At 39.0% G+C, this 16,718-nt stretch carries 11 protein-coding genes, 1 tRNA gene and 1 other RNA gene; 7 read left to right on the forward strand and 6 right to left on the reverse strand.

Going from position 1 to position 16,718, the window contains the following annotated elements; all coding sequences use genetic code 11:
* Window positions 1–124 precede the first annotated feature (124 nt).
* From AC1RJ8_RS07790 to AC1RJ8_RS07800, 3 genes are all read left to right on the forward strand, one after another.
* A complete protein-coding gene (locus tag AC1RJ8_RS07790; protein WP_492953612.1) occupies window positions 125–1,084 on the forward strand; it encodes a DKNYY domain-containing protein in 960 nt (319 codons plus the stop codon).
* Between the two features lie 453 nt (window positions 1,085–1,537).
* On the forward strand, window positions 1,538–2,116 hold the full coding sequence (locus tag AC1RJ8_RS07795; RefSeq protein WP_492953611.1) for a hypothetical protein: 579 nt from the start codon (window positions 1,538–1,540) through the stop codon (window positions 2,114–2,116).
* Window positions 2,117–2,181: 65 nt separating this feature from the next.
* Window positions 2,182–2,589: a hypothetical protein gene (locus AC1RJ8_RS07800; RefSeq protein WP_492953610.1), complete on the forward strand. Its 408-nt coding sequence runs from the start codon at window positions 2,182–2,184 to the stop codon at window positions 2,587–2,589.
* Between the two features lie 288 nt (window positions 2,590–2,877).
* Here the strand turns inward: AC1RJ8_RS07800 and AC1RJ8_RS07805 are convergent, their stop codons facing one another.
* The 4 genes from AC1RJ8_RS07805 to AC1RJ8_RS07820 form a co-directional block, all read right to left on the reverse strand.
* Window positions 2,878–4,209: a Gfo/Idh/MocA family protein gene (locus tag AC1RJ8_RS07805; RefSeq protein WP_492953609.1), complete on the reverse strand. Its 1,332-nt coding sequence runs from the start codon at window positions 4,207–4,209 to the stop codon at window positions 2,878–2,880.
* Between the two features lie 248 nt (window positions 4,210–4,457).
* Window positions 4,458–5,372, reverse strand: a complete 915-nt coding sequence (locus AC1RJ8_RS07810; protein ID WP_492953608.1) for a helix-turn-helix domain-containing protein — start codon at window positions 5,370–5,372, stop codon at window positions 4,458–4,460.
* A gap of 44 nt (window positions 5,373–5,416) precedes the next feature.
* Complete coding sequence (locus AC1RJ8_RS07815) at window positions 5,417–6,319, reverse strand: SDR family oxidoreductase (protein ID WP_492953607.1); 903 nt, start codon at window positions 6,317–6,319, stop codon at window positions 5,417–5,419.
* 312 nt (window positions 6,320–6,631) lie between these two features.
* Window positions 6,632–6,704 (reverse strand) — tRNA-Lys (locus tag AC1RJ8_RS07820).
* Window positions 6,705–6,886: 182 nt separating this feature from the next.
* Here AC1RJ8_RS07820 and AC1RJ8_RS07825 point away from each other — a divergent pair.
* The 3 genes from AC1RJ8_RS07825 to AC1RJ8_RS07835 all read left to right on the forward strand — a co-directional run bounded on the left by AC1RJ8_RS07825 (window position 6,887) and on the right by AC1RJ8_RS07835 (window position 10,068).
* Entirely contained in the window at window positions 6,887–8,008 is a 1,122-nt protein-coding gene (locus AC1RJ8_RS07825; RefSeq protein WP_492953606.1) for a formylglycine-generating enzyme family protein, read from the forward strand.
* A gap of 104 nt (window positions 8,009–8,112) precedes the next feature.
* Window positions 8,113–9,399, forward strand: coding sequence for a sugar MFS transporter (locus AC1RJ8_RS07830; protein ID WP_492953605.1), 1,287 nt, complete (start codon window positions 8,113–8,115; stop codon window positions 9,397–9,399).
* Window positions 9,400–9,561: 162 nt separating this feature from the next.
* Window positions 9,562–10,068, forward strand: a complete 507-nt coding sequence (locus AC1RJ8_RS07835; RefSeq protein ID WP_086546192.1) for a D-glycero-alpha-D-manno-heptose-1,7-bisphosphate 7-phosphatase — start codon at window positions 9,562–9,564, stop codon at window positions 10,066–10,068.
* Between the two features lie 880 nt (window positions 10,069–10,948).
* Here AC1RJ8_RS07835 and fsa read toward each other — a convergent pair.
* Together fsa and ffs are read right to left on the reverse strand one after the other, a co-directional pair.
* A complete protein-coding gene (gene fsa, locus AC1RJ8_RS07840; protein ID WP_025141909.1) occupies window positions 10,949–11,608 on the reverse strand; it encodes a fructose-6-phosphate aldolase in 660 nt (219 codons plus the stop codon).
* 86 nt (window positions 11,609–11,694) lie between these two features.
* An RNA gene (ffs, locus tag AC1RJ8_RS07845) (signal recognition particle sRNA small type) lies at window positions 11,695–11,794 on the reverse strand.
* A 423-nt stretch (window positions 11,795–12,217) separates the two neighbouring features.
* On the opposite strand from ffs, the gene gltB reads away from it, so the two are divergent.
* Complete coding sequence (gene gltB / locus AC1RJ8_RS07850; protein WP_492953604.1) at window positions 12,218–16,717, forward strand: glutamate synthase large subunit; 4,500 nt, start codon at window positions 12,218–12,220, stop codon at window positions 16,715–16,717.
* Window position 16,718: the final 1 nt, after the last annotated feature.

Below are 16,718 nucleotides of genomic sequence, written 5' to 3' on the forward strand. Positions count from 1 at the left end.
ATAAACTCAAATAAAAGCGAGTCACAGACGCTTTTCTATTTACGAATCCGTAGAGCCCTGCGGAACGCTACCGACAGACAAAGGATTGAGGTAAATTGGTGGCAATTATAATAGGCGTACTTCAATGACAATAAGACAAGTAACAATTTTAGTTTTAACAATTTCAACTTTGACAAGTTGCAGACGTGGCTATAAGATTGAAGGCGACAAAGTTTATTATGAATCTTGGAATGAGGGAAGCGGGCAAAATAAGCGAATAATTGAGCAAGCAGACGCAAGGACTTTTAAAGAATTAACTTTTGACTGCGATTGTGACTTTGAGTTTGGCAAGGACAAAAATCACTTGTTTATAGACGGAGCACTTATAAAAAATATTGATCCTAACACTTTTGAATTTATTGGAAACTATATTTTTCGTGATAAAGACTCCGCTTATTTTTTTGGTTTTTATAACAACATAACCGATTGTGTAATTAAAGGTATTAACCCCGACAAAATAAAATTGATTAAATATCCTTGGTCAAGGGCGGATAATTTTTTAATTCACGGTGGGGAGGCTATAAATATTGATGATTTAGATGAATTTGTTCCTATTGACGATAATTGGGGAAAGACAAAAAAATACATAATTAATAATAGTCAAATTCTATACGGAGCAGATGTAGAAACTTTTAAAATCACAAGTCCTTTTCAAGGTAAAGACAAAAACTACAATTATGAGTTTGGTATTATTAATGAAGATGATTTTAAAAAAACAAGTATCAAGACTTTTGACTTTGATAGAAAAGATTTCTGCGAATATGAACCTACAGCATTTGAAGATATTTATGGCAGTTTGCTATCCTATAAAGAAGATCAAAACAAAAGAATTGAAATTGTAGAAAAACTAAAATTGAAAGGTTTTACAATTCGGAATATTAGATATTCAAATTGGTCGGGCGAATCAAAAATAATCAGTGTTTCTTTGGTAAAAGACAAATGTAATTGCATTGTTGAGAAACTTTACCGTTATGATTATTCAAAACCTTCTGAAACTGAAAATATATTTAAAGTAACCGAAAGAATACGCTGTGAACCAAAATAGAATAAAAAATAACGTTGCACAAGAAATTTTAATCTCAACTATTAATGCGCTCATTATGACTGAAGACACCTACGAAGAAAGACCGAAACTTTATAATCAGGTAACAATCGTAATTTTTTCAATTCTACTTTCAACCTTCTTTGGCGGTATCATTTATTCCCAAAATCTTTCAGCGATAGGTAATCGAAAGCAGATAACACCTGTATTAGTGTTCTGTATAATCTGGAATATAGTTCTTTTTAAATTGGCACATAGATATACTGACAATTTCGTTCTCACATTTGTTCTTCCAAATATCATGGGTGGTCTCGTACTCTCGATTTTTTTCTGGAAACATCATTTTGGAGATTTGGACTTTAAGGCTAGAAATGTATGGATTCCGCTGGCTATCTTGTTGTTCATATACGGGCTTTTTGCGGGACTTCGTTTTTTTGGTAATTGAAATTTTTAAAGATGAAATACTATCAATACCTGCTCATTTCAATACTGTTCTTATTTTTTCAGAGTTGTATAGAAAAAGGTAATTTTCAGGAATATGATTTGGAGGCGCTAAGAGCAACCGTCAAACTTCCTAATACATACCTTCAAGTAACTAAAGAAAGACTGGATAGAATACTAAACCATAAAGAAGATCAAGGGTTTAAAAATGAATTATTAAGTCTAATCCAGAGAAAGAAAAATGTTAAAATGCTAATTGATACCATAAATCCCTATAAGTTTATTCTCATCACAGAAAAGATTTCGTATGTAAAGATCGATACCATTTCGATGTACATTCAAATTGATGATGAACGAAAAAAATCAAGCTCACGAGCTGACGTAAATGATTCCACTTATTTTGTCGGTTCGAGGTTGGACAGCATTGGAAGTTTTAAGTTTATTGAATCCAAACATACAAGGACATCTGGGAACAGGCGGCGCATCGGTTATACCTTTATGATTTCAGATGATGCCCATACAAGCGGGATTAGTTTTTTTAGTCCTGAAGAACAGGACACCAGAAAATATATTAAGACAATTTTAAAAAATTAGGCAATCTATAAACCATATCATTCAGATCTATATTTAAGCCAACTATATTACGCAAATCATATTTTATGTTATTCAGAATAACGAAAAGATTAACCATTCTGATTTTGGTAGTTTTCCTAGCTTCTTGCTTTCCATTGTTCGAGGATAGTCCATTAACACTTTTAAAGATTGTTTATAACCATAAAAAAACAAAAAAAGCTATGGTATTTATAAACAATGGGAATGCAACTACGGACAATTCATTACATGTATTTATGGAAAATCCAGATTTCGAATTGACCGAAACCGAATCGGGCAATGTCTTCATCGTAGATTCTAATCATAACGCTGCAAAACTAGATTCCAATGCAATAAATTTCAAATGGTTAAATGAAGAGACTTTGGAAATCTCATACAAATCCAAATTGAGGATATTCAAAAAAGAAGGTGAGGTAAATCAGGTAAGGATTGTGTATAAAGAACTATTAAAATAACAATATGAAATGCTTTTTATACATAGGCAATAAATTAGAATAAAATTGAACTTATAAACTCAAATAAAAGCGAGTCACAGACGCTGTTCTGTTTACTAATCCGTAGAGCCATGCGGAACGCTACGGACAGACAGATTTCACACACAAGATTTCGTGCGAGTTCTGACAATTCCCTAAAAGCATAAAGCCCTGCTAATCGTGCGATTGCAGGGCTTTATACATTTTCATAATCTTTAGCATGATCCCGGAGAGAAATGGATACATGCTGATCTGTTTTAAATGGTAGCGTTAAACTTTGGGTAAGCTGTAGCCGTTGTGATACTGGGCCAGCAGGTATTTATCGTTTACCTTCTGGTCTGTAAACTGATGTTTGGCATGGTCCCATGATAATTTTTGTCCGCTTCTGAAGGCAAGATTTCCCATTTGGGCAACGGCAGCCACATGCGCAGCATCCTGTATGGAGCAGTTCAGTTCTTCTTTTTTTCTGGATCTGACCACACTAAAAAAATTGACCATATGATTGTCCAGTCCATTATCTGAAGATTTAACAAAGGGCTTGCTCACTTTATTGCCGCTTATCTTTTCTTCAATAACTTCCCAGCCTTGCCTGTTGAGGATCAGCGTGCCGTTGTTGCCGATATAGGCAATCCCGTGGTTGCGGTTATAAGAGCCATTATCAATACCCATCGCAGAATCCCATACCATGTTAAACTTGTCAAACTCATATAAGGTAGTCAGCGTATCAGGCGTTTCTTCATACAGATCGGGATAGGCGAAGCGGCCACCTAATGCAGATATGGTTTTTGGTACAGGTGAGTTCATACCCAGCAAGCCATAATCCAGTAAATGCACGCCCCAATCGGTCATTAACCCACCTGCATAATCCCAGAACCAGCGGAAATTGAAGTGATATCTGCTGGCATTGAATGCTCTTTTATTCGCCGGCCCAAGCCACATGGCATAATCAACGCCTGCAGGGGGCAAGGTATCAGGCACTATGGGCGCAGGTTTCATCCAGCCCTGGTAACACCATACTTTTACCGTTCTGATATTACCTAACTGGCCGCTCTTTACAAAATCTACCGCATCTTTAAAATGTTGCTGACTGCGCTGCCATTGACCTGCCTGCACAACCTTATTGTATTTTTCCTGCGCTTTGACCATGGTACTGCATTCGACAATAGAGTTGCCGACCGGTTTTTCAACATATACATCTTTACCTGCCTGTACGGCATGGATCATCATCAGGGCATGCCAGTGATCGGGTGTGCCGATAATTACAGCGTCGACATCTTTATTATCGAGCAGCGCACGATAATCTTTATATCTTTTTACTTTTGCGGCGTCAACATTCATCGACTTTAATTCGGCCATCCTTTCATCAAGCACATTGGCATCACTGTCGCACAGGGCGATCAGGTTTACGCCCGGTACTTTAAGGGCCGCTTTGAGGTCGGACCATCCCATGCCTTTGATTCCGATTACACCAATATTGATTTGATCGTTTGCACCAATAGTCTTACTGAAAAGGGCATAAGCAGGATTGTCTAAGGTAGAAAGCAGGGCAGTGGTTCCCACTGCGGTTGCAGCGTAGTGGAGGAAATTTCTACGGTTTAACATTTAATTTAGGTTAGATTTATACTGAAAGTAAATTACAAAATAATTAGCGGAGCATCCAGGATATTGTAAAATTAATAAGAATGTTACCCATATCTGTGTCCATATTGACTCACCTAACCGCTCTCCATTTTTTTTCCGATACGTTTTAGCTGCAACTACTATTGATGAAACATTTTTAGTGAAAAGTCTCACAAACTTTCTGTCCTGTGAATAAAACTTGACTGAACTTAAGCAGACTTGGAATAATTTTAATTTAACGACTTCCTGAATTCCAGAGGCGAGATATCAGTTTTAGCTTTAAACAGTTTACTAAAAGATTGGGAATGCTCAAACCCCAATTCATAAGCAATTTCACTTACTGAAAGTTCAGTAGTGGAAAGCTTTTCTTTGGCTTTTTCAATCAGCTTTTCGTGGATGTGCTGTTGTGTGGTTTGTCCGGTTAAAGTTTTCAAAAGGCTCCGCATATAGTATTGCGACATATTGAATTTGTCTGAGAGCAGCCGGACACTTGGCAAACCTTGTTCTTTGAGATGATTTCCTTCGAAATAATCTTTGAGCAGAATTTCCAGGCGTTCTAAAAACTGATGATGCGCTTTGTGACGCGTAATAAACTGTCGCTGATAAAATCTTTGAGCATAATTCAGAAGCGTTTCCAACTGAGAAACAATAATGCTTTGGCTGAATTTATCAATGTTGGTTTGATATTCCTGCTTGATATTATCAGTAATTTGCTGGATTTTTATTTCTTCATCTTCGGATAAAAATAATGCTTCATTGACAGAATAGTCAAAGAATTCATATTTCCTGATTGCACTTGCCAAGGGTGTGCTCCAAAGAAAATCCGGATGAATCATCATCATCCATCCGGACGGATTTTTGCCATTCTGTTCTCGTATAACGCTCAAGATCTGATGTGGAGCCATACAGAACATTACCCCCTCATCAAAATCGTAATCTTGCTGCCCATATATATATTTATGATCCATATCCCGCTTAACAGAAATCATATAAAAATCAAACATTAAACGCTGCTTTCCGCTTTCCAAAGCCGGCGCCATATCTTCAAAATTAATCACACTGATGAGCGGATGTTTTGGCTTTGGCAAGCCACGTAAAGTATGAAATTGAGAGATGGTTTTTATTCTTAACGGCGAATCAGACATCAGTTTAAATATTTAATCAAATTTAATGAATATAAAGGTACAGACTATCTTACCTCAGCGAAATAAACATCATTTTGCAAATCTTCCATCAAAGTTGGCTGTTGAGGTTTCCAACCTAATGTTACCTTAGTTGCTTCACTCGAAGTCTGATTATTAAGCTTTACAAAATGTGCAAACCAGCCGAAATGTTCTACTGCTTCATCGTTCGTAAGGGACACAAGTGGAATCTGCAATTTTTCTGCAATAAAAGTTGCAATATCTTTAAACGGAATTCCCTGCTCTGCAACTGCATGATATCTTGTCCCGCTTATGAAAGGTTTTTCCAAAGCTAATCGGTACAATTTTGCTGCATCTAGTACGTGCACAGCAGGCCAGAAATTACGGCCATCGTTAATAATGGCAGCCTTTCTTTTTTCTTTAGCAATATTGATCGAGGTCGGAACAAAACCAATTACATCTCCTTTACCGTGAACAGCTGGAGAGAGTCTTACAACGGCAACTTTCACACCTTTTGCCGCTACAGCATCAGCTGCATTTTCTGTTGCAATTCTGGGATGCGGATGGTTTGCGGAAAGGTCTTTTTCGGTTGTGATTCCGTCTTTTGAAAAAAGTGCAGTTCCTGAAGTGATGAGAAAAGGTTTGTCTGTTCCCAATAAAGCTTCGCCTATTGTTTCAATCACTTTTCCATCAAGTTTACACATTTCCTCGAATCTTGCAAAATCGTGTACAAATCCTAAATGAATCACTGCATCTGAAGCGGTAGCGCCTGATTTCAAACTTTCAAAATCATTTAAATCTCCGCTATGTGCTTCTGCGCCTGCGGCAATCAATTTCTTTACTGATTCTTGCGAACGGGCCAATCCCAAAACCTGGTGCCCATGGGCTAATAATTCCTGTACTACGGCAGTTCCTACGAAACCTGTAGCGCCTGTAACAAATACTTTCATTTTGATATTATTTAATGATGCAAAGTTCAGCTATCGTTTCTGTACGCTTGTAGCCGAAAAGTGTTTTCTTGTAGCCGAAATGCGATTATTACCTATTTAGCCTTTTACAAATCGAACCCGGGCCGGCGCTTCTGTTCGAATTTCAGCAGGAATAAAACAAAAAAACCTCACATTTCTGTGAGGTTTTCTGTGATCCCGCTGGGATTTTTCGCTCGCGCTAGCCATGCTCATACCTGCTCAAGAAAAAGTTCGAACCCGGGTTCGAATCCCTTTTAAACAAAAAATCCCCCAACTTTCGTTGGAGGATTTCTGTGATCCCGCTGGGATTCGAACCCAGGACCACTACATTAAAAGTGTAATGCTCTACCAGCTGAGCTACGGAATCTACTTTGCTTAAAACGTTATCCGTTTCCTTTAAAGTGGTGCAAATATAGGGTTATGAAGCATTTCCTGCAAATAAAAAATCGCCAAATGTGTTAGTGTATTGATTTATAGGCGAATTAATTATTTAGCTTCTCTTTTTTAAACTTAATTGATATTTTTATCGCTCCTAATTTAATATCAATCATGCATAGATTTCTTTCTGCTTTGTTTTTTTTGCCGCTTCTTTTTATACTTTCTTGTCAATCTAAGCACGCTAAGGAAGAAGAACAGGCTAAACACAAGCAAGATTCTTTAGCCTCATGCGAAAAAAATATGCCAAGCCGTTTTGGTGCGGTAAAAGATTCTTCAAGTTTCGCTTCCAATAACAATGTAAGTCATGAAGGCATGGTTTTAATTCCAGCAGGCGAGTTTGCCATGGGCGCTTCTGATAAAGAGGGTAGAGATGATGAATACCCACAGCATCGGGTTAAAGTTTCTTCTTTCTGGATTGATGCTACCGAAGTAACCAATGCCAGTTTTAAAAAGTTTGTAGATGCAACCGGATATCTTACTACGGCCGAACGTAAACCAGATTGGGAAGAAATGAAAAAACAGCTTCCGGCAGGTACGCCAAAACCGCCTGATAGTGTTTTTGTTGCAGCCTCTTTGGTTTTCCATCAGCCTAAAAGCGTTACCTCTCTAAACGATGCCTCGCAATGGTGGCGTTGGGTTAAAGGTGCCAATTGGAAACATCCTCATGGGCCTGGCAGCGATATTAGAGGAAAAGAAAATTTTCCGGTTGTACACGTATCATGGGATGATGCCATGGCCTATTGTAAATGGTCGGGTAAACGGTTGCCAACTGAGGCAGAGTGGGAGTACGCCGCGAGAGGTGCTTTGAAAAATGAAAAATATCCCTGGGGGAATGAAGATATAGAAAAAGGTAAAGTAAAAGCCAATACCTGGCAGGGGAGCTTTCCTGTTAAAAACACCAATTGGGATGGTTTTAATGGTTTAGCTGCAGTGAAAAAATTTAAGCCGAACGGTTATGGACTCTATGATATGGCGGGCAACGTATGGGAGTGGTGCAGCGATTGGTACCGGCCTGATTATTATAGCACGCTTTCAGGGCTGAGCACCAATCCTAAAGGTCCGTCGGATAGCTACGATCCTATGGAACCAACTATACCTAAAAGAGTGGTAAGGGGTGGTTCTTTTATGTGTAATGCCTCTTATTGTAAAGGTTACCGCGTAACTTCGAGAATGAAAACTTCTGTTGATACAGGCCTAGAGCACACGGGTTTTAGGTGCGTAAGCACCAACTAAAGCCCTTTTCTGTTAAAGTTGAAATTACGCAAACGTTTGATCCTTATTTTATTAAATATTATTGTTTAGTTTGGCCCGAACAAATTAAACCGAACCAAAACTTTATGCAACAAACAACTAAACCTGGTCAAACGCAAGGGCCTAAACCACTTATTATCATTTGTGCCCTATTCTTTATTTTTGGATTTGTAACCTGGGCAAACGGAACATTAATTCCTTTCTTTAAATTATCTTTCGGATTATCAAACTTACAGGCCTTCTTCGTAACCTTTGCCTCATACATGGCTTACTTCTTTTTAGCACTGCCATCATCATGGATACTTAAAAAAGTTGGCTTTAAAAATGGAATTGTTTTAGGCTTGGTTATTTTAGGCCTGGGTTCTTTGATATTTATACCTGCGGCCCAAACCAGAACCTTTGGTTTGTTTTTAACCGGAATTTTTGTTCAGGGGGCTGCCTTAGCTTTGTTGCAAACCGCATCAAACCCTTACTTAACGATTATCGGCCCAATAGAAAGTGCTGCAAAACGGATCAGTATTGCGGGTATCTGTAATAAATTTGCCGGAATGATTGTGCCTTTAATTATGGGCAGTCTGTTTTTGAAAAATGCTTCAGAAGTAGAGAAACAGATCAAGGCCGCTACCGGCGCTGTGCACGAGCAGTTATTAAATGATGTTTTAGGCCGTGTAAATATGCCCTATATTGTTTTAGCAATCGTTTTCTGCCTTTTTGCCGTTTTTATTAAATTCACCAACCTTCCGGAGGTTGAAGTAGAAGAAGATGTGATCGACGAAAGCAAAGGAGAGGTGGTAAAACATACAAGTATCTTTCAGTTCCCACACTTGTTTCTGGGTGCACTTTGTATTTTTGTATATGTAGGCGCAGAGGTTATGGCTGGCGATATTATCGGTATTTATGGTCGCGAGTTAGGCATTAGCGCAGAGATTAGCGGAAAGTTAACCTCTATCACGCTTTTCAGTATGTTAATCGGTTATATTATTGGTATTGTTACGATTCCAAAATATATCTCTCAGCAAAAAGCCCTTAGAATCTGTGCTATTTTAGGCATCATATTTACCATTTTATCTTTTGCAATCTCTAGCTGGTTTGCCGTAATTTTTGTAGCCCTATTGGGTTTAGCCAATTCATTAATGTGGCCGGCAATTTTCCCGCTGGGCATTAGCCACTTGGGTAAATTTACCAAAATAGGCTCGGCGATTATGATTATGGGTATTGCAGGCGGTGCATTAATGCCGTTATTATATGCTTTCTTAAATGAAAAATTACATATCAACTTTCAGTTGGCCTATCTTTTAACTGTATTACCATGTTACTTATACATTCTGTATTTTGCTATAAAAGGCCATAAAGCAGGATTGAATTTGAAATAACCAAAACCAAATAAATTTTATGATTAAGCCCGGTCTTTAATTAGATTGGGCTTTCTTTTGTCCTTAATTTTCAGTTATTTTGGCGAAATTATGAGCGAGGTTGGATCTTGCTACTCAATACCCAAATCTTAATACTTATATTACCATACTCATATCTCAATAATGAATAAAGCTATTTTTCTCGACCGTGACGGTGTACTCAATCACGAAATATACGATTACATCTGCCGTGTTGAAGATTTTAAAATCCTGGATTACCAGATTCCGGTATTAAAAAAACTGTTCGACGAAGGTTATCTTTTAATCGTAATTACCAACCAGGGCGGTATTGCTTTAAAACGTTATACCGAACAGGAGCTGGCCATTATGCATCAAATGCTCCGCAACGCTTTTGTGGCTAAAGGAGCTGATATTGCAGGTTTTTATTATTGTCCGCATCATCCAACCGTTGGCGGCGAGTGCAAGTGTAGAAAACCTGCTTCAGGAATGATTTTAGATGCAATTGATATGTACGATATCGACCCGGCACAATCTGTTATGATCGGCGATAAGCCAAGAGACGTAGAGGCCGCTAATGGGGCAGGTGTAAAGGGCATCCTGATCGAACCTGATGAGCAGATCAGTTATGAGAAGATAAAGGAAGTTCTTAGTCGTGAGTCTTTAGTCTAACGTCTTTTATCATTTGGGCGTTTTAACACGCTGTACACTGTATCTTTTTGGCTGCCCTTCGACTACGATCTTCACAGGAGTCCTTTGGACAGGATAACAGCCAAAAAGGATGCCGTTTCCATCGTTAACGCAGCATAACGCGATGACTTACGAAGTTTAGAGGGAAGGAGCGGATGAATAACTTCGTAAGTCAAGAGCTTCTGAAATTCTATTACGCGCTTGCCCATTGAGATTTTGTAAGGTGCCCTGGCCACCTAGCCCTGATTTAAATGGCATTCCGGTATTCGATTAATTTATCTTTATCAAAATTCACCGGAATATAATGGAAAGCAGGACTACAGAAACCTACGAGCACTGTTTCTGCGCTCCAAAAAAAAATCGCAATGACTTACGAGTTTAGAAAGAGAGGAAGCGGATGAATAACTTCGTAAGTCAGAAGCTTCTAAATTCTATTACGCTTTCCCCACCTCATACTTGTGAAATCCTTCCACGCGCTTGCCCATTGAGATTTTGTAAGGTGCCCAAGCCACCTAGCCCTGATTGAAATGGCATTCCGGTATTCGATTAATTTATCTTTATCGAAAATTCACCGGAATATAATGGAAAGCAGGACTACAGAAACCTACGAGCACTGTTTCTGCGCTCCAAAAAAAAGACCGCAATGACTTACGGGTTTAGAAAGAGAGGAAGCGGATGAATAACTTCGTAAGTCAGCAGCTTTTAAAATTCTAATACGCTTTTCCCTACCTCATACTTGTGAAATCCTGTCAGGCTCAGCCCATTGAGATTTCGTAAGATGCCTATTAAACAAAAAATCCTAAGTTTTGAACCGGAAATCCGACTCAAGACTTAGGACTAAAGACTCTCGACTTTATAATTCTTATTTCCCAGCAGCTTTAGCGTGGTCAGCTAAAAATGTAGCTAAACCGCTATCTGTTAATGGGTGTTTTAATAAACCTACAATAGCAGCCAATGGTGCAGTAATTACATCAGCACCTAATTTAGCACAGTTTACAATGTGTAATGGTCCGCGGATTGATGCAGCTAAAATCTGAGTTTCGTAACCATAGTTATCAAAAATGGTTCTGATATCTTCAATTAAAACCAAACCATCGCTAGAAATATCATCTAAACGGCCTAAGAACGGAGAAACATAAGTAGCTCCGGCTTTAGCAGCTAATAATGCCTGTCCGGCAGAGAAAATTAAAGTACAGTTGGTTTTGATTCCTTTTGACGAGAAATATTTAATGGCTTTAACACCATCTTTAATCATTGGTACTTTTACTACGATTTTCGGGTTTAAAGCGGCCAGCGCTTCACCTTCTTTAACAATCTCATCGAAAGTAGTCGCAATAACTTCAGCACTTACGTTATCATCAACAATATCGCAAATCGCTTTGTAGTGGTTAATTACATTTTGTTCGCCGGTAATACCTTCTTTCGCCATTAAGCTAGGGTTGGTGGTTACGCCATCTAAAATGCCAAGATCTTGCGCCTCTTTGATTTGATCAAGATTTGCTGTGTCAATAAAAAATTTCATGTTTATAAATTCTTAAATATTTGAGTTTCTATGATTGAACCCTGAAGAATTTAATTCCCCCTTCAGGGGATTAAGGGAAAAGAAAAAAAGGGCAAGCACCTTCTATCGCACCGCTACAACCTTCTACCCTTGCTGTGTTCCCACCCTGGGGGAGTTCAAAGGGAGCTGGTCGTAAAAGACTTGCCCGGCCACAAAGGTAGAAAAAGAAGTTGTTTCGCAAAACGCATTTTTGTATTTTTTTTCTCTTTTAGGCTATGTGGCTGATTAGTAAATTAATAAAATCAAAATGTGTATTTTTAAATTATAGAAGGAAATACAAGATAAACATTTTTTTAAGCAAGATATTTGTATATGAATTAAATATTCACAAATAAATCATCTGAATAAAACGATTTAGGCTGGAATTTGGCAGAAAAAGTGAATTTATTGTACAATATTGTCATTATCAATCTGATAAATATTCATCAATATCATTATCATTTTTTTAATCCTAATGCTTTAAATTGCTTAAGGACTAAAATTTTTCTAAAAATCGTGTCAACTCTGTAATTTAAAATTTGTTTTTCGTATCTTAGTGTTTCCTATACACTAACAACTAACGAGCAAAGAATGGAACCAAACAGTGGATTGTACGATGCGCAATTTGAACACGATGCCTGCGGTATTGGGTTCGTTGCACATGTGAAAGGGCGAAAATCGCATCAAATCATCTCTGATGCACTTACTATTTTAGAGAATCTAGATCATAGAGGGGCATGTGGAGCAGAACCAAATACAGGCGATGGTGCAGGTATTATGATTCAGATTCCTCACGAATTTTTTTACGACGAATGTTTAAAAGCTGGCTTTAGCCTACCTGAAACCAATAATTATGGTGTAGGTATGTTATTCATGCCAAAAGATATCAGATCGAGAGAAGAGTGCAGAGAATTGATTTACCGTGCCGCCGAAAAATTAGGCCTGGAAATTTTAGGTTTTAGAAAAGTTGATGTTGACACAACAGATATCGGCAATATGGCCCTTTCTGTTGAACCAGAAATTGAGCAGGTATTTATTGCCCGTCCTTATGCAGTAGCGCCAGGGGCCGATTTCGAACGTAAACTTTACATTTTTAAAAATTACCTGATTAAACTGATCGTAAACACCGTTCATGGTGGTAAAGATTTTTATATTGTTTCGCTATCAGCGCAAACCATTATATATAAAGGTCAGCTTACTTCACTACAGGTACGTACATATTTCACCGATCTAACCGATAAGCGCATGGTTTCTGCTCTAGGTTTAGTTCACTCACGTTTTGCAACCAATACTTTCCCTTCTTGGAGGTTGGCCCAGCCATTCCGCTTTATTGCACACAATGGTGAAATTAACACTTTACAAGGAAATTTAAACTGGTTTAGAGCAGGCGTTAAGTCTTTTGCTTCTGCTTACTTTACTCCGGAAGAATTAGATATGTTATTGCCTGTAATTGATGAAACCAATTCAGATTCAGGCTGTTTAGACAATGTTATTGAACTGTTACTTCACTCAGGAAGAACCCTGCCTCATGTATTAATGATGTTGGTGCCAGAGGCCTGGGATGGTAACGAAGATATGGATCCTGTTAAAAGGGCATTTTACGAATTCCATGCTACTTTAATGGAGCCATGGGATGGACCTGCAGCCATTGCTTTTACCGACGGTAAATTAATCGGTGCTACTTTAGACCGTAATGGTCTTCGTCCTTCACGTTATGCCATTACTTCTGATGACCGCGTAATTATGGGTTCTGAAGCTGGCGCACTGGCTATCGACCAAAGTACCGTAATCGAAAAAGGCCGTTTAACGCCAGGCAAAATGTTCGTGGTGGATATGGAGCAGGGCAGAATTATCAGCGATAACGAAATTAAAGAAGAAGTTTGTGGTAAAAGCCCTTATGCGGATTGGATTAATCAATACCAGATCCGTTTAGAGGAATTACCTGAGCCACGTGTAATGTTCACCGGCTTATCTACAGAGTCTATTTTTAAATATCAACAGGTTTTTGGTTACAGCAGAGAAGATATAGATCTTTTGCTTAAACCAATGGCCATTGAAGGTAAAGAACCGATCGGTTCGATGGGTACCGATACACCATTGGCTATTTTGTCAAAACGTCCTCAGCATTTATCTTCTTATTTCAAACAGTTATTTGCACAGGTAACCAATCCACCGATTGATCCGATCAGGGAGAAAGTGGTAATGAGCTTGGCCAGCTTTATGGGCAGCATGGGTAACTTATTGGAAGAAACGCCAAAACAAGCGCACTGTGTAGCCATTAAACATCCAATTTTAACCAATCAGGAATTAGAAAAGTTAAGAAGTATTGATACAGGTGTTTTCCAGGCGAAAACTTTACAGACTTATTTCAGGGCTGATGGCAAGCCGGGTGCTATGGCAAAAGCTTTAGACCGTTTGTGCCGTTATGCGGTTGATGCCGTTGAAGATGGTTTCCAGGTAATTGTATTAACCGATAGGGCTATTGACTCTGAGCATGCTGCAATGCCTTCTTTATTGGCCGTTTCTGCCGTACACCATCACTTGATCCGCAAAGGATACCGTGGGGCTGTAGGTATTGTGATAGAGGCTGGCGATATTTGGGAAGTACATCATTTTGCCACATTACTGGGCTTTGGTGTTACGGCGATTAACCCTTACCTGGCGCTGGAAACCATTAATGAGTTTAAAGAAGAATCTGGCTTATCAACAGAGCAGCTTACCAAAAACTATATCTACGCGGTAAATAGCGGTTTACTTAAAATTTTCTCTAAAATGGGAATCTCAACCTTGCAATCGTACCAGGGTGCGCAGATTTTCGAGATTTTAGGTTTAAATAAACAAGTAGTGAATACTTATTTCACCGGTGCAGTTTCACGTATTGGTGGCTTAGGACTGGATGAAATTGCAAAAGAAACGTTAATTAAACATCACCGCAGTTTTGGTCCGTTAACAGAAACCGAAAATTTATTACCAGCAGGTGGAACTTATAAATTCCGCCGTAAAGGTGAAGCGCATTTGTTTAATCCGCAAACCATTCACTTGTTGCAAAACGCAACACGTAAAAACGATTACAATATTTTCAAACAGTACTCTAAACTGGTGAATGAGCAAACACAACAGGCTTATACCATCCGTGGATTGTTCGAATTTAACTATAGCCGTCCATCGGTACCTTTAAACGAGGTGGAATCTACCGAAGCAATCTTAAAAAGATTTGCAACAGGAGCGATGTCTTTCGGTTCAATTTCCCATGAGGCGCACTCTACTTTAGCCATTGCCATGAACCGTATCGGTGGAAAGAGCAATACCGGAGAGGGTGGTGAAGATGAAATGCGTTATACTAAATTGCCAAACGGCGATAGCATGCGCTCGGCAATTAAACAAGTTGCCTCAGCACGTTTTGGTGTAACCAGTTACTACCTAACCAATGCTGATGAGTTACAGATTAAAATGGCCCAGGGTGCTAAACCAGGAGAAGGTGGCCAATTACCAGGGCACAAAGTGGATGACTGGATTGCAAAAGTTCGTCACTCTACACCAGGAGTTGGTTTAATTTCACCTCCGCCTCACCACGATATTTATTCGATCGAAGATTTAGCACAGTTAATTTTTGATCTGAAAAATGCTAACCGTGCAGCGAGGATCAATGTGAAACTGGTTTCGAAGGCTGGTGTTGGTACTATTGCCGCGGGGGTTGCTAAAGCACATGCCGATGTGATTCTGGTATCTGGTTTTGATGGTGGAACGGGAGCATCTCCTTTAACTTCGATCCAACATGCTGGTTTACCATGGGAGTTAGGCCTGGCGGAAGCACACCAAACTTTGGTAAAAAACAAATTGCGTAACCGTATTGTGTTACAAACAGATGGTCAGCTTAAAACAGGTAGGGATATCGCTATCGCTGCATTATTAGGTGCCGAAGAATGGGGTGTTGCAACAGCAGCCCTGGTAACTTCGGGATGTATTATGATGCGTAAATGCCATTTAAATACTTGTCCGGTTGGCGTAGCAACACAAGATCCGGAATTAAGAAAATTATTTACCGGTGATGCTGACCATGTAGTGAACTTATTTTATTTCCTTGCCGAAGAATTACGTGAGATTATGGCTGAATTAGGTTTCAGAACCATTCACGAAATGATCGGTCAGGCTGATATTTTAAAAGTACGCGAACTGCCTGCTGAAGACTGGAAATTGAAACACCTTGATTTATCAGCTATATTATATAAAGCAGAAGAAAATGGTTTGCCTTTATTTAATACTGAAGGTCAGGATCATGGTTTGGACCATGTTTTAGATCATAAATTAATTGCAGCTGCACAACCTGCTATTGATCATAACGAACCGGTTTTTGCCAGTTTTGATGTGAAAAATACCGACCGTGCACTGGGTACCATGTTATCAAATGAAATTTCGAAAGTTCATTTAGGTGCTGGTTTACCTCCAGATACGATCAATTTTAAATTTGTTGGTTCGGCCGGACAGAGTTTTGGTGCTTTCAATACCCGTGGGGTAACGTTATCACTAGAAGGTGAAGCAAACGATTACGTGGGTAAAGGATTATCGGGTGCAAGATTGGCCATTTATCCTTTCTCAAATTCAACTTTTATCCCTGAGCAAAATATCATTATCGGTAACGTAGCCCTTTATGGTGCAACTTCTGGTGAGTTATTTGCCCGTGGTAAAGCAGGTGAGCGTTTCGCCGTACGTAACTCTGGTGCAACAGCTGTTGTTGAAGGCGTGGGCGATCACGGTTGCGAATACATGACTGGTGGTGAAGTGCTGATTCTTGGTGATACCGGAAGCAATTTTGCTGCTGGTATGAGTGGTGGTGTGGCCTGGATTTATGATGCCAACGGAACTTTTGCACGCAAATGCAATAAAGAAATGGTTGATCTGGATCCATTACAAGCTGAAGATGAGGAGCGTATTTTAGCTTTACTTAAAACACATATCCGCTTAACAGATAGTAGAGTAGCTGAGTTTATCTTAAGCGATTGGAAAACTCAATCTGCTCATTTCGTAAAAGTATTCCCTAAAGAATACAAAGCAGTTTTAAGCAAACGTAATCAACAAGTAAAAACACACTAGG

Source organism: Pedobacter sp. GW822-FHT03F06, assembly GCF_058801365.1.